Consider the following 14,162-nt stretch of genomic DNA (forward strand, 5'->3'; position numbering starts at 1 on the left):
AAGATGATTTTTCTGGTTTGGTGTCGTCTTTTAAGCTGCCGCATAACAAATTAATAATACCAAATAAAAATACGTATAGATTAAAAAAGTTCTTTGTGCTTTTGTCAGGGAACTTTTTTTTCGTAAATTTGCGTTCAATTATGCGGCAGTAATAATATACATATTAATACGAGTTAAGAATCCTGTAGTTTTCCACATGCTACGAGGAGGTATTAAAAGGTGCGTTTCGGCAATGCATCTATTGTAGTATATTATTGCTTAATCAAATGAACATTATAAATTTAGGAATTCTTGCTCACATTGATGCAGGAAAAACTTCCGTAACCGAAAATCTGCTATTTGCCTGCGGAGCAACGGAAAAGCGCGGCAGTGTTGATAAAGGTGACACCATAACAGACTCTATGGATATAGAAAAACGTAGAGGAATTACTATTCGGGCTTCTACGACATCTATTGTTTGGAATGGTGTGAAATGCAATATCATTGACACTCCGGGACACATGGATTTTATTGCAGAGGTGGAGCGGACATTCAAAATGCTTGATGGAGCAGTCCTCATATTATCGGCAAAGGAAGGCATACAAGCACAAACAAAGTTGCTGTTCAAGACTTTGCAAAAACTGCAAATCCCGACAATTATATTTATCAATAAGATTGATCGTGCCGGCGTAAATCTTGAGCGTTTATATCTGGACATAAAAACAAATCTGTCGCAAGACGTCTTGTTTATGCAAACGGTTGTCGATGGAGTAGTTTACCCGATTTGCACCTCAACAGATATAAGGGCAGAACACAAAGAATTTGTATGCAACCATGACGACGATATATTAGAACTATATTTGGCGGATAAAGAAATCTTACCGGCAGATTATTGGAATGCGATAATCGCTCTTGTGGCAAAAGCCAAAGCCTATCCGGTCTTGCATGGATCAGCAATGTGCAATATTGGCATCAATGAGTTGTTAGACGCCATCATTTCTTTTATATTTCCTCCGGCATCAGTCCCAAATAGACTTTCAGCTTATCTTTATAAAATAGAACATGCCCCCAAAGGGCATAAAAGAAGTTTTCTAAAAATTATTGACGGAAGTCTGAGACTTCGAACCGTTATAAAAGTCAATGATTCGGAAAAATTCATCAAGATTAAAAATCTAAAAACCATTTATCAGGGCAAAGAGATAAATGTTGATGAAGTGGTTGCTAATGATATCGCAATTATAGAAGATATAGAAGAATTAAGAATCGGAGATTATTTAGGTGTTAAACCTTGTCTGATTCAAGGATTATCTCATCAGCATCCCGCCCTCAAATCTTCTGTCCGACCAGACAAGCCCGAAGAGAGAAGCAAGTTGATATCCGCTCTAAATGTATTGTTTATTGAAGACCCGTCTCTGTCCTTTTCCATAAATTCATATAGTGATGAATTGGAAATCTCGTTATATGGTTTAACCCAAAAAGAAATCATACAAACATTGCTGGAAGAACGATTCTCCGTAAAGACCCATTTTGATGAAATCAAGACTATCTACAAAGAACGACCTAAAAAGAAGGTGAATAAGATTATCCATATCGAAGTCCCTCCCAACCCTTACTGGGCCTCAATAGGACTGACTCTGGAACCTTTACCGATAGGGTCAGGGGTGCAAATCGAAAGTGAAATCTCCTTTGGTTATCTGAACCATTCTTTTCAAAATGCCGTTTTTGAAGGAATCCGTATGTCTTGCCAATCGGGATTGCATGGATGGGAAGTGACGGATTTGAAAGTAACCTTTACTTATGCCCTTTATTATAGTCCGATAAGTACCCCTGCCGATTTTAGACAATTGTCTCCTTATGTCTTCAGGTTGGCTTTGCAACAATCAGGAGTGGATATTCTCGAACCGATGCTCTATTTTGAGTTACAGATACCACAAGTAGCAAGTTCCAAAGCTATTACAGATCTGCAAAAAATGATGTCTGAGATTAAAGGTATCAGTTGTAATAAAGAGTGGTGTCTTATTGAAGGGAAAGTTCCATTAAATACAAGTAAAGACTATGCTTCAGAAGTAAGTTCATACACTAAAGGCTTAGGCACTTTTATGGTTAAGCCGTGTGGGTATCAAATAACAAAAGGCGGTTATTCTGATAATACCCGTATGGAAGAAAAGGATAAACTTTTATTCATGTTTGAAAAATCAGTATCATCAAAATAATGGAACGATCCAGGAATTTCTATAAGACAATACGGTTGGGGTATATACTTATCTCCGTTCTTATCGGATGTATAGCATATAATAGCTTCTATGAATGGCAGGAGATAGAAGCATTAGAACTTGACAATAAAAAAATAGACGAGTTCCGAAAAGAGATAAACAATATCAATATTCAAATGATAAAATTTTCTCTATTTGGTGAAACAATACTGGAATGGAACGATAAAGATATCGAACATTACCATGCACAGCGTATGGCAATGGATAGTATGCTCTGCCGTTTCAAAGCTACCTATCCGGCAGAGCGTATAGACAGCGTACGCCATCTTCTCGAAGATAAGGAACGGCAGATGTGCCAAATCGTTCAAATACTTGAACAACAACAAGCCATCAACGATAAGATAACCAGTCAAGTACCTGTAATCGTGCAGAAGAGTGTACAGGAACAGCCCAAGAAGTCCAAGCGCAAAGGTTTCTTGGGCATCTTCGGCAAAAAGGAAGAAGCGAAACCAACTGTGACTACCACGATGCACCGTTCCTTTAACCGGAATATGAGAACCGAACAACAGGCACAAAGCCGCCGCTTATCGGTTCATGCCGATAGCCTTGCCGCACGAAATGCGGAACTTAACAGGCAACTGCAAGGACTGGTTGTTCAAATAGACGGGAAAGTACAAACTGACCTACAAAAGCGGGAAGCCGAGATAACAGCCATGCGGGAACGGTCGTTCATTCAGATTGGGGGCTTGACAGGGTTCGTTATACTGCTACTGGTCATATCATATATCATCATACACCGAAATGCCAACCGCATCAAGCGATATAAACAGGAAACCGCAGATTTAATCGAGCGACTGCAACAAATGGCAAAGCGAAACGAGGCACTGATAACCTCCCGCAAGAAAGCCGTACATACCATTACCCATGAATTACGCACACCGCTGACTGCAATAACGGGCTATGCCGGACTGATACAAAAAAACTTCAATGCGGATAAAACCGGGATGTATATCCGAAATATTCAGCAATCCTCCGACCGTATGCGTGAAATGCTTAATACTCTTCTGAGTTTCTTCCGGCTGGACGACGGCAAGGAACAGCCTAATTTCTCCACGTGTAGGATTTCATCAATAGCGCATACGCTCGAATCAGAGTTTATGCCAATTGCCATAAACAAGGGACTTGCTCTTACTGTGACGAATCACACGGATGCTGTTGTACTGACCGATAAGGAACGCATTCTACAAATTGGAAATAACCTGCTGTCAAACGCCATCAAGTTCACTGAGAACGGTGCCGTTTCTCTGACAATGGGGTATGATAACGGTATGCTGAAACTTATCGTCAAAGATACGGGTTCGGGTATGACCGAAGAGGAACAGCAACGTGTGTTCGGTGCGTTTGAACGTTTGTCAAACGCTGCCGCAAAGGACGGCTTCGGATTAGGTCTTTCCATTGTTCAGCGCATTGTGACAATGCTCGGCGGCACAATCCAGCTGAAGAGCGAGAAAGGCAAGGGCAGCCGTTTCACGGTGGAGATACCCATGCAGTCAGCCGAGGAATTGCCGGAACGGATAAATAAAACACAGATTCATCATAACCGAACACTCCATGATATTGTTGCCATCGACAATGACAAGGTACTTCTCCTAATGCTGAAAGAAATGTATGCACAAGAAGGGATACATTGCGACACTTGCACCGATGTTGCGGAACTGATGGAAATGATACGCCGGAAAGAATACAGTCTGCTTCTGACCGATTTGAATATGCCGGATATAAACGGCTTCGAGCTGTTGGAACTGCTACGCACCTCCAATGTGGGCAATTCAAGGATCATTCCGATTATTGTAACAACCGCTTCGGGCAGTTGCAACAGAGAGGAACTTTTAGAACGTGGATTTTCCGATTGCCTTCTCAAGCCGTTTTCCATATCGGAGCTGATGGAAGTTTCCGACAAGTGCGCCATGAAAGGTAAACAAAATGAAAAGCCTGATTTCTCCTCCCTACTGTCTTACGGCAATGAATCCGTCATGTTGGATAAACTGATAGCGGAAACCGAAAAGGAAATGCAGTCGGTCAGGGATGCGGAACAACGGAAAGACTTTCAAGAACTGGACGCCCTGACACACCACCTACATAGTTCGTGGGAGATACTGCGTGCCGACCAACCATTAAGGGAACTTTATAAACAGCTTCATGGGAGTGCCGTTCCCGATTATGAAGCATTGAACAACGCCGTGACTGCCGTATTGGATAAGGGTTCGGAGATAATCCGGCTGGCAAAAGAAGAAAGGAGAAAATACGAAAATGGATAAAACAAAAATCATCGTGGTGGAGGACAACATCGTATATTGCGAGTTTGTCTGCAACCTGCTGGCACGGGAGAAATTCCGTACCGTGCAGGCTTTCCACCTCTCGACAGCGAAGAAACTTCTGCAACAAGCCACTGACAATGATATAGTAGTTTCTGATTTGCGTTTGCCTGACGGTGACGGCATCGACCTATTGCGCTGGATGCGCAAAGAAGGCATGACGCAGCCGTTCATCATCATGACCGACTATGCCGAAGTACATACGGCGGTTGAAAGCATGAAACTCGGTTCGCTGGACTACATACCCAAGCAACTCGTGGAGGACAAACTCGTGCCTTTGCTCCGCACCATACTGAAAGAGCGGAATATCGGGCGAAGCCGCATGCCCGTATTTGCCCGTGACGGTTCAGCCTTTCAGAAAATCATGCACCGGATAAGGCTGGTAGCTCCTACCGACATGAGCGTACTGATATTCGGGGAGAACGGTACTGGCAAAGAGCATATTGCCCATCTACTGCACGATAAAAGCAAGCGTTCAGGCAAGCCTTTCGTGGCGGTGGACTGCGGCTCACTCACCAAAGAGCTTGCACCATCGGCGTTCTTCGGACACGTCAAAGGAGCGTTCACTGGTGCTGAAAACACAAAGAAAGGCTATTTCCACGAGGCGGAAGGCGGCACATTGTTTTTAGACGAAGTGGGTAATCTCGCACCAGAAACTCAACAGATGTTACTCCGTGCCATACAGGAACGGCGGTTCCGTCCCGTTGGCGACAAGTCCGACCGCAGTTTCAACGTCCGCATCATCGCCGCCACCAACGAGAATCTGGAAAAGGCGGTCAATGAAAAGCGTTTCCGGCAGGATTTGTTATACCGCCTACATGACTTTGAAATAACCGTTCTGCCCTTACGTGACTGTCAGGAGGACATCATGCCGCTGGCGGAGTTCTTCCGTGAGATTGCCAATAAGGAATTGGAGTGCAAGGTTAGCGGTTTCAGTTCCGAAGCACGGAAAGCGTTGCTGACCCATTCATGGCCGGGCAACGTGCGCGAACTTCGACAGAAAATCATGGGTGCGGTGTTGCAGGCTCAGACGGGACTTGTCACAAAAGAGCATCTGGAACTTGGGATAACCGAAACAACCTCTGTTACCGGCTTCTCCCTACGCAACGACGAGGAAGATAAAGAGCGGATTCTGCGTGCTTTGAAGCAGGCTGACGGGAACCGGAAGGTCGCTGCCGAATTGCTTGGAATAGGCAGGACAACACTCTATAATAAACTGGAAGAATATGGATTGAAGTATAAATTTGAGCAACCATAGCCCGCAATTCGCTGAAAATGGCTATCTTTGCATGACATATCAGAAGGTAACGGCGATTGGCAGAGCCTTTTGCCGCCTATATATAACATAAGACCGCAAGGCGTCCTAATGGGAATCTGGAAAATTAACATTAACAGGAACTATTGCGTGATTGCTTATGCTATGCCTACGCATAGCGTGCATTCACCTATTCCTGTTAAGGGCATTCCAGAGCCTCCATTAGTGATAGCGTGGATTGCACGCTACTTTTTTGCCCTTGCCCAACGAAAGGAAACGCTAATGGGTAAAGTACAGATTCTTGCCGTCCTCACGATGGACGGTTGTCAAAGCTCCGAGTTATATTGCAAAGCGTATAAGGAACTGCGCCTTGAAGATTGCGGTATCAACGAGATAAGGGAAAACGCCCTTTATCATATCACACCCGACTATTCCATCTCTATGCTCGACGAATGGCGGAAATCCGCAACAGACATCTGCTATCTGGCGGAAGTCACTCCTGAAAAGGCGGACTACATCAATGGGCTGTTACGTATGCGTGTGGTGGATGAAATCATACTTTATACGCTTCCTTTCATTGCCGGAACGGGAAAGCGTTTCTTCCAGTCCGCCTTGCCACAGGAACAATGGACGCTGACCTCGCAGAAGGTGTACCGCAACGGAGTGGTCCGCCATATCTATAAAGCGTGCGTTTGATGTCCGGAAAATGGACGAATGTTCAGGAAATGAACACTTTAAGTCGAAAATAATTCCTGACAGACAAATAAATTGCAAAATTATCACACTGAAATCCAGCACCTTGCAGAGAGTGTGCCGGATTTTTTATTTTATGAACACGCTTTTTGCCAATCATATTCATGTGCGCATACCGAAAAACAGAGTGTAAAATTTCAAAATTGACAGGATATGAATTATTTCTTATTGGCGGAAACCGAGTTCTTCCGCCGTATAAACGAAGCCGGGGACTGCAATATGGAAACGGCATATACGGCTTTCGCCACGCAAGTAATCGAGCTATGCAGCGGCAATGTGGACACCAACCGCACCATCATCGCACTGGCTTACATCGAAATCGAGTTGCAGCACCATCCCATGCGCAATCTTCCCGAAGAAAAGAGGGAGGTTGCAGCCTATATCAGCAAGGCACTCTCTTTAGTGAGGAAGATGCAGAAGTTCCTTGCCGCTCCCCAAGTGCCACCACTAATCCCCATCCGTACATCCTCCGACAACACAACCGAAAATCCCGCCTCACCCCTGCAATGGACGGGCAACGCCATCGACCTCGTGGAACTTATCTACGGCATCAACGAGATGGGCTGCATCAACAACGGCAACATGCCGCTCAAACAGCTCGCCCCGCTCCTCTACAAGATTTTCGGTATCGAATCAAAGGACTGCTACCGTTTCTATATCGACATCAAACGCCGGAAAAACGAAAGCCGCACTTACTTCCTTGACAGGATGCAGGAGAAACTGAACGAGAGGATGCTCCGCGACGAGGAAATGGAACGTTTGAGAAAATAATCCTGTACCAATGATGAATCAGGGGGTGACGTTATGTCATTCTCTGATTTTTTGTAGGTTTTGTCCTGCTGTGTAGATACATTTCGTTATCTATTCGCCCGAAAACCAGCGAAAAGCACTATCTTTGTACCCACGTTACAGAATTGTATATGAGCATAGACAACCTCGACATAATAAAACGGTTGATAGCCGAAAAAGAATGCGGACGGGTGGAGTTCAAGGAAACCACCGGACAGTTGGAGCGCGGCATGGAAACGCTTTGCGCCTTCCTTAACGGCGAAGGCGGCACGGTATTGTTCGGTGTCACCGACAAGGGAAAAATCATCGGACAAGACGTGAGCGACAAAACCAAGCGGGATATAGCGGACGCGATCCGGCGTATCGAGCCGTTTGCCACAGTTGAAGTTTCTTATACTGAAATACCAGACACTGGCAAAAGTGTCATCGCACTGTCTGCGGAAGAACAAAGATATATGCGTCCGTTCTCTTACAAAGGACGGGCTTACCTGCGGGTGGAAAGCGCGACATCCATCATGCCGCAGGAGATATATAACCAATATCTGATACAGCGGGGCGGGAAATACGCTTGGGAGGCAATAGCAAATCCTGACCTTAAAATATCCGACCTTGACGAACATGCCGTCATTAGTGCTGTTCGCGGGGGAATCAGAAGCGGTCGTTTACCTGAAGCAACCATAAGGGAAGACTTGCCGACCATTCTCGAAAAATTCAGTCTGTTGCATGACGGGAAACTTAACAATGCTTCAGCAGTGCTGTTCGGTCATGATTTTTATTATTATCCCCAATGCCTGCTCCGTCTGGCGCGTTTCAAAGGCACGACGAAAGACGAGTTTATAGACAATCAACGTGTCACTGGGAATATCTACGCGCTGCTGGATGCTGCAATGGCGTTCTTTTTCAAACATCTGTCACTTTCCGGTAAGATAGAAGGGCTGTACCGTGAGGAAGAACTGGAAATCCCGTACAAGGCATTGAGAGAGTGCTGCACAAATGCGTTGTGCCACCGCCTGTACCACCGTCCCGGCAGTTCGGTGGGAATCGCCATCTATGACGACCGTGTGGAAATAGAGAACAGCGGGACATTTCCGCCGGATATAACAATGGAAAAACTGTTAAGCGGGCATAATTCAGAACCGCAAAATCTAATCATAGCAAACGTGCTGTATAAAAGCGAGGTCTTGGAAAGTTGGGGACGGGGCATCGGGCTTATGATAAGCGAGTGCCGGCGTGTCGGCATTCCGGACCCCGAATTTCACACGGACGGAAACAGCGTATGGGTCGTTTTCCGCTATACCCGGAAAGCAGTCGGGTCATACCCGACAGTCACCCCACAGTCGCCCGATAGTTACCCGACAGTTACCCCGCAAGTGGGAAAAGTTCTGTCTGCAATCGGGAATCAGACACTATCGACAAAAGATGTTATGGAAATGATAGGATTGAAGGACAAAAGCAATTTTCTGGAGCTTTATCTGTATCCTGCAATAAGGTTGGATTTAGTAGAACCGATTTATCCGGAAAAGCCGAAACACCCGCGACAGAAATACCGTCTTACGGAGAAAGGTCTGGATTTAATTAAAAATAAATAGTCATGAACTCGCAAACTGTAGAAATAACATCTGCTGGCATTAGGAAAATATTGAATAAATATACTCCAGAGCGAGCTATTGCCGAATATGTATGGAATGGATTTGATGCAAAAGCAACCGTTGTAAATATTGATTTTGAAATTGACAATGCAGAATTGGACACAATCAAAAATATTAGAATAACAGACAATGGTACAGGCATCTGCTATGAAGAATTACCTATAAAATTCAAAAAATTCTATGAGTCTCAAAAGAGAATAGCCAACGAGAATAATACTGAATTTACAAGAGGAAAAAACGGTTATGGTCGTTTTACTTTCTATAAATTTGCGAGATTTGCTAATTGGGAAACACGCTATAGTAAAGATGCACAAATAATGTCTTATGACATTAGAATTGATAGCGATACTTTAAAAGACTACACTACAACAGAGCCACTTGTATCTGATGACACAACAACAGGTACTTGTGTCGTTTTTAATGAGATTTCTTCTGATATTTCCAGTTTGTTTATAACGAAGACTCTTATCCCTTATCTAAAGGCTGAATTTGCGTGGTTTTTAGAATTGAAATCCGAATATCAAATATACATCAATGGGCAAGAATTAGATTATTCTTCTATAATAGCAGAACAAGAATCAATATCACCGATATTATCACATAACCAGAAAAATAACATCAACTTTCAATGCAAGTATATCCGATGGAATGTAAAGATGAATGATGAATATTCTCGATTTTACTTCTTGAATAATGACTTGGAGTTAAAATTTACCAAAACGACATTATTAAATAAAAAAGGAGATAATTTTTGGCATTCTGTAATTGTGATTGATGATTTCTTCAATGAAATCAATTGTGATAACGAATTAGACGATAATGCTATTCAACCTAAATTGTTTGATAATTCTGCTGATAGAAAATTATTTAAGGAACTAATTACGCAACTCAATGAGTTTCTCAAAAAGAAAAGACGCCCATTCCTAAAGGAGCAAGCAGAAGTTATGGTAACCAAATATAAGAATGAAGATGTTTTCCCTAAATTTGGTACTGAAGATTGGGATATAGTGCGTAGAGAAGGTTTGGAAAACTTCGTAAAGGAACTATACGAAGTAGAACCTGCTGTTTTCATGAAGTTGAACAAAGAACAAAAAAGAGTTTTCTTAGAACTTCTAAATTTGGTGATGGATAGCGGTGAGCGCGATAGTCTGTTTAAGATTTTAGATGCAGTTGTTGAATTAGACTCGAACGATAGGAAAGAATTTGCAAAAATATTAGAAATAACGAGGTTAAAACAAGTCGTTTCCACGATTAAGCTTATTTCAGACAGATTGCTGACACTGGAGAATCTAAAAAAGATTGTTTTTAATCATACTTTACAAGCCAATGAAGTTCGTGATTTGCAGTCGTTCATAGAAAAACACTATTGGATTTTTGGCGAAGAATATAGAATGGTATGTGCGGAAGAGGTCAAATTTGAAGAGGCTTTAAGAAAATACATTTATATTCTGCGTGGAGTTAGCGAGAAAAAATATATTGCTCACCCTAATAAATACAAAGAAATGGATTTATTTCTTACTGGTACTGATTTTAGGGATGGGAGACCTCATAATATAGTTGTGGAAATCAAAAATCCGACAACTATAAAACAATTAAAATCAGAACAGTTAAATCAATTAGAACAATATATGGATGTTATTCTAAAACAAGATTGTTTTAATGATGCTAATGAGTTCTGGACTTTCATTTTGATAGGACAAGACTATGATGATATTGTAGGTCGAAGGGTCATAAATAAGCTTACTGGTTTAGTCCAAAATGACAGTAATTATAGCCTCTATGTAAAAAAATGGAGTGAAATAACAAATGAGGTGGAACGTAGGCTGAAATATTTGCTTGATAAGCTCAAAATAGAAAGAGCCACTTTATCTAAATCCCAATCATTAAATGAGGTAATGAATGAAGTTTCAAATAACACGGCCGCAATGGTTAGTTGAACTTAATATAGTCATAATGCTCAATATAAAGAATTACAAATTACTCCTGTCACAGATAGCTGTAGCAGGAGTAATTCTCAAAACGGGAGTCTGATACATCTTGTTGTTATATATTATTTCTGTTGCAACAGATGTTTCAGATTCTCGTCACCAGCGATGCGCTCCAACTCGTCGGCGACAATCTGTTTCACCTCCTCCTTGATGCGCCTGTAATTCGCCTTCACCATTTCCTTCATGCAGTCGTTGCCGTTCGCGTCCGCGAAGTCGGTAATGACGGGTATCGGCTTGTAGGCTTTCTCCTCGCGCTTCATTTTCTCGGCATCCACGACAATCTCACAGTGGAAAATCTTCTGCTTGATACGCTCGTTGAAGTTGTCGGACACCGAACCGACGAACATCCCCTGCGTCAAGCCGGAAATTTTGCTCGGCGGGATAAGCGCGTCCATCTGCGTGTTGATGGAGGTGGAAACATCCTGCCGGTTGATGGAGATGGACTGCCGCTTTTGAAGCACCTTTCCGAACCGCTCCGAGAGCGTCTTGGCTGTTTCGCCCACCACCTGCCCGGAGAAGATATTGCCGACCGTGTTCATCACCACTTTCGCCTCGCGGTCCCCATAGTCACGCACCAACTGGCTGAAATCCTGAAAACCCAGACACACGGCAACCTTGTTGCTTCGCGCGGTGGCGATAAGGTTGTCCAGCCCCTTGAAGTATATCGTCGGCAGCTCGTCTATGATGACCGACGACTTCAGCATCCCTTTCTTGTTGATAAGTTTAACGATACGGGAATTATACAGACCGAGAGCCGCCCCGTATATGTTCTGTCGGTCGGGATTGTTGCCCACGCAGAGAATTTTCGGTTCTTCGGGATTGTTGATGTCCAGCGTGAACTCGCTGTCCGACATTACCCAATAGAGCTGCGGGGAAATCATGCGTGACAGCGGAATTTTCGCCGAAGCAATCTGCCCCATTAACTGCTCCGCAGCCCCTCCGAGCCACGCGTCCATGAATGGCGAGAGATAGTTCTCCAGTTCGGGATAAGAGGTCAGAATCGGGAAAATATCCTCGTAACGGCGGTTCAGGAACTCGATGGCATGGGGGAACGTGCAATACTTGCCGTTCTGAAAAATTTTAAGATACCAGATGATAGCCGCGAAAAGGATGATGGGCGATTCCACAAAGAAGTCGCCCTGCTTCTGCACATCGGGTAAGTCAAGGGCATTGCTGCCCCCTTCTCCCCTAAGAACCGTACGTGAGAGTTTCCCCTCATACGGCTCAAGCAACTCAATATTTCTATTTGTTGTTAGAAATCGGCTCATACTTTCAACATTTTCGTTTATTTCGCTTGTAGCAGTTGTTGTGGACAAGTTGCCGTACAATCGAACCACCAACAGATATTTCGTTGACGTTCCATGCTTTTGTACAGTCTATTTCCTTGCCACATAACGGACAAATCCGGTTCTGCTTGTTCCATAAATATAAGAGAGACTTACGTCCTTTGAGAGATTCCAGCATTTGTTGCTCCTTACGCTGAGAGAAATAATCATCGTATTCCGGGTCAAAAGGATTTGCCTCTCCCTTGACTTGCTTGTACGGAGTATAATGTATATCCGACAATCTTTTAAGGGTCAGGTAGTTCACTTTCATACTTTTCGTTTCATATTTCCACGCAAACGTCCATTTGCGTCCCCGAATTTCATGCCAATACCTGTCTGCGACCCAAGACTTGCGTTTCTTAGGGTGACGACGTAAGGCCCATTTCTTCGTGAGATTATAAATGTGGTAGTCGCAACCATGAAAAGCATCGGTCGATGCACCATATCGGTAATAGTTACCCCATCCTGTGATTACAGGATTGAGCATTCGTATCAGCGATTCCTGCTTACACATCTTATGTCCTTTGACTATGTCACTGATTTTTGCCCTAAAGCGTTTCTGTGCGTCTTTGGACGGAGATGTGTATAGCTTTTTGCCGAACTTCCTTACATTGAAACCCAAGAAATCAAATCCGTCATATATGTTCGTAATAGTAGTTTTCTCTTCGGATAAGGTAAGACCTCTTTCTTTGAGAAATTCTATCACTATTGGTTTGACTTCGTTTTCCAATAGTTCCTTATCTCGGCCTGTGATTATAAAGTCGTCAGCATAGCGAATAAGATTTACCTTGTAATGGAATGTCTTGTTGTTACGCCATAGTCTTTTGAATCTTTTAGCCAAGAGCGGCTGAAGCCCGTCAAGTACCATGTTTGCAAGTGTCGGTGATATGATACCTCCTTGTGGCGTACCCTCTTCTGTCGGGAATAGTTTTCCGTTGAACACAGCTCCACATTTCAACCATTTTCTGAGTATTGTCTTATCCATAGGGATATTCTCAATGAGCCAGTCGTGGCTGATGTGGTCGAAACAGCCTTTTATATCTCCCTCCAAAATCCATTCGGGAGAATGTTGGCGGTTTAAAACCGTATCAATCTGACGGATTGCGTCCATTGTCCTGCGCTTCTTTCGGAAGCCGTAGGAGAAACGGTCGCCTGTCGTTTCGGCTATCGGTTCCAATGCCATGAGATATAAAGCCTGCATCGCCCTGTCTTTCATGGTCGGTATTCCCAACGGTCGGAGTTTACCGTTCTTTTTCTTGATGTGAACCCTACGGAGTGGCTGCGGATTGTAGCCACGGCGTTTCAGTTCACTGATTGCTTTGTACTTGCGCTTGGGAGAGTCCCAAAGCTGTTTATCTACTCCAGACGTTTTCTTCCCTTTGTTGGAAGTAACCCTCTTTACAGCCAATGCCTTGGCGTAAAAAGAGTGAGTGAGCATCCATTGCAAGGCTTTCACCTTGTTATGTCTGCCTTCTTTCTGAGCCTTTACAATACGCGCTTGAAGCTTTCGGACATAGGCTTCGCACTTGGACCAGTTCATACCGTCCCAAGTCAGATTCCTGTTGTCAGCAGGCGCACACGATGTCTTAGTTTCGTTCATTTGCTTTCCTCCTTTTGAAAGTTCTAAAAGTTATCTTGTAAAGAGTTACCATATACGGAAGTCTGCCCACTTTCGTGTCGGATGATGTTACCCTCATTAACTCGTGATGTTGGTTCAATCCGTATCCTCCCCATTACAGGGCGGCATTCGCTTTCTCCGTTATCTCATACCTGCACCCCATTCGGCTTGCCTTGCGGTTCGCTTACTCGCATTATTACGAGAGAGATACAGGCTTG

Annotated in this window: 9 protein-coding genes; 7 read left to right on the forward strand and 2 right to left on the reverse strand. The window is 43.6% G+C overall.

Translation table 11 applies throughout. The annotated features are described in order from the left end of the window. The first annotated feature begins 266 nt into the window (after positions 1 to 266). The 7 genes from tet to DXA54_RS26370 all read left to right on the forward strand — a co-directional run bounded on the left by tet (position 267) and on the right by DXA54_RS26370 (position 10,950). Positions 267 to 2,192, forward strand: a complete 1,926-nt coding sequence (tet, locus tag DXA54_RS26340) for a tetracycline resistance ribosomal protection protein (RefSeq protein WP_008645586.1) — start codon at positions 267 to 269, stop codon at positions 2,190 to 2,192. Continuing rightward, on the forward strand, positions 2,192 to 4,510 hold the full coding sequence (locus DXA54_RS26345; RefSeq protein ID WP_008645587.1) for an ATP-binding protein: 2,319 nt from the start codon (positions 2,192 to 2,194) through the stop codon (positions 4,508 to 4,510). Before tet ends, DXA54_RS26345 begins: the two co-directional genes overlap by 1 nt. Continuing rightward, complete coding sequence (locus tag DXA54_RS26350; protein ID WP_008645588.1) at positions 4,503 to 5,825, forward strand: sigma-54-dependent transcriptional regulator; 1,323 nt, start codon at positions 4,503 to 4,505, stop codon at positions 5,823 to 5,825. Before DXA54_RS26345 ends, DXA54_RS26350 begins: the two co-directional genes overlap by 8 nt. Positions 5,826 to 6,104: 279 nt before the next feature. Next, positions 6,105 to 6,518 carry a dihydrofolate reductase family protein gene (locus DXA54_RS26355; protein ID WP_008655868.1) on the forward strand — a complete coding sequence of 138 codons (414 nt, stop codon included), beginning with the start codon at positions 6,105 to 6,107 and terminating at the stop codon, positions 6,516 to 6,518. A gap of 210 nt (positions 6,519 to 6,728) precedes the next feature. Next, positions 6,729 to 7,346 carry an RteC domain-containing protein gene (locus DXA54_RS26360; RefSeq protein WP_008645591.1) on the forward strand — a complete coding sequence of 206 codons (618 nt, stop codon included), beginning with the start codon at positions 6,729 to 6,731 and terminating at the stop codon, positions 7,344 to 7,346. A 149-nt stretch (positions 7,347 to 7,495) separates the two neighbouring features. Then, positions 7,496 to 8,953: an ATP-binding protein gene (locus DXA54_RS26365; RefSeq protein WP_008645592.1), complete on the forward strand. Its 1,458-nt coding sequence runs from the start codon at positions 7,496 to 7,498 to the stop codon at positions 8,951 to 8,953. A gap of 2 nt (positions 8,954 to 8,955) precedes the next feature. After that, entirely contained in the window at positions 8,956 to 10,950 is a 1,995-nt protein-coding gene (locus tag DXA54_RS26370) for an ATP-binding protein (RefSeq protein WP_008645594.1), read from the forward strand. A 113-nt stretch (positions 10,951 to 11,063) separates the two neighbouring features. On the opposite strand, the gene DXA54_RS26375 is transcribed toward DXA54_RS26370, so the two are convergent. After that, complete coding sequence (locus tag DXA54_RS26375) at positions 11,064 to 12,269, reverse strand: TraM recognition domain-containing protein (RefSeq protein ID WP_120081069.1); 1,206 nt, start codon at positions 12,267 to 12,269, stop codon at positions 11,064 to 11,066. 4 nt (positions 12,270 to 12,273) lie between these two features. Continuing rightward, positions 12,274 to 13,926, reverse strand: a complete 1,653-nt coding sequence (gene ltrA, locus DXA54_RS26380) for a group II intron reverse transcriptase/maturase (protein WP_005647985.1) — start codon at positions 13,924 to 13,926, stop codon at positions 12,274 to 12,276. Positions 13,927 to 14,162 lie beyond the last annotated feature (236 nt).

The sequence above is a fragment of the Bacteroides sp. OF03-11BH genome (assembly GCF_003604005.1).
GTDB lineage: Bacteria > Bacteroidota > Bacteroidia > Bacteroidales > Bacteroidaceae > Bacteroides > Bacteroides ovatus.

Bases quoted from the DNA above. Each gene is read 5' to 3' on its own strand.
- tet (WP_008645586.1), top strand. From the start codon at position 267: ATGAACATTATAAATTTAGGAATTCTTGCTCACATTGATGCAGGAAAA.
- DXA54_RS26345 (WP_008645587.1), top strand. From the start codon at position 2,192: ATGGAACGATCCAGGAATTTCTATAAGACAATACGGTTGGGGTATATA.
- DXA54_RS26350 (WP_008645588.1), top strand. From the start codon at position 4,503: ATGGATAAAACAAAAATCATCGTGGTGGAGGACAACATCGTATATTGC.
- DXA54_RS26355 (WP_008655868.1), top strand. From the start codon at position 6,105: ATGGGTAAAGTACAGATTCTTGCCGTCCTCACGATGGACGGTTGTCAA.
- DXA54_RS26360 (WP_008645591.1), top strand. From the start codon at position 6,729: ATGAATTATTTCTTATTGGCGGAAACCGAGTTCTTCCGCCGTATAAAC.
- DXA54_RS26365 (WP_008645592.1), top strand. From the start codon at position 7,496: ATGAGCATAGACAACCTCGACATAATAAAACGGTTGATAGCCGAAAAA.
- DXA54_RS26370 (WP_008645594.1), top strand. From the start codon at position 8,956: ATGAACTCGCAAACTGTAGAAATAACATCTGCTGGCATTAGGAAAATA.
- DXA54_RS26375 (WP_120081069.1), bottom strand. From the start codon at position 12,269: ATGAGCCGATTTCTAACAACAAATAGAAATATTGAGTTGCTTGAGCCG.
- ltrA (WP_005647985.1), bottom strand. From the start codon at position 13,926: ATGAACGAAACTAAGACATCGTGTGCGCCTGCTGACAACAGGAATCTG.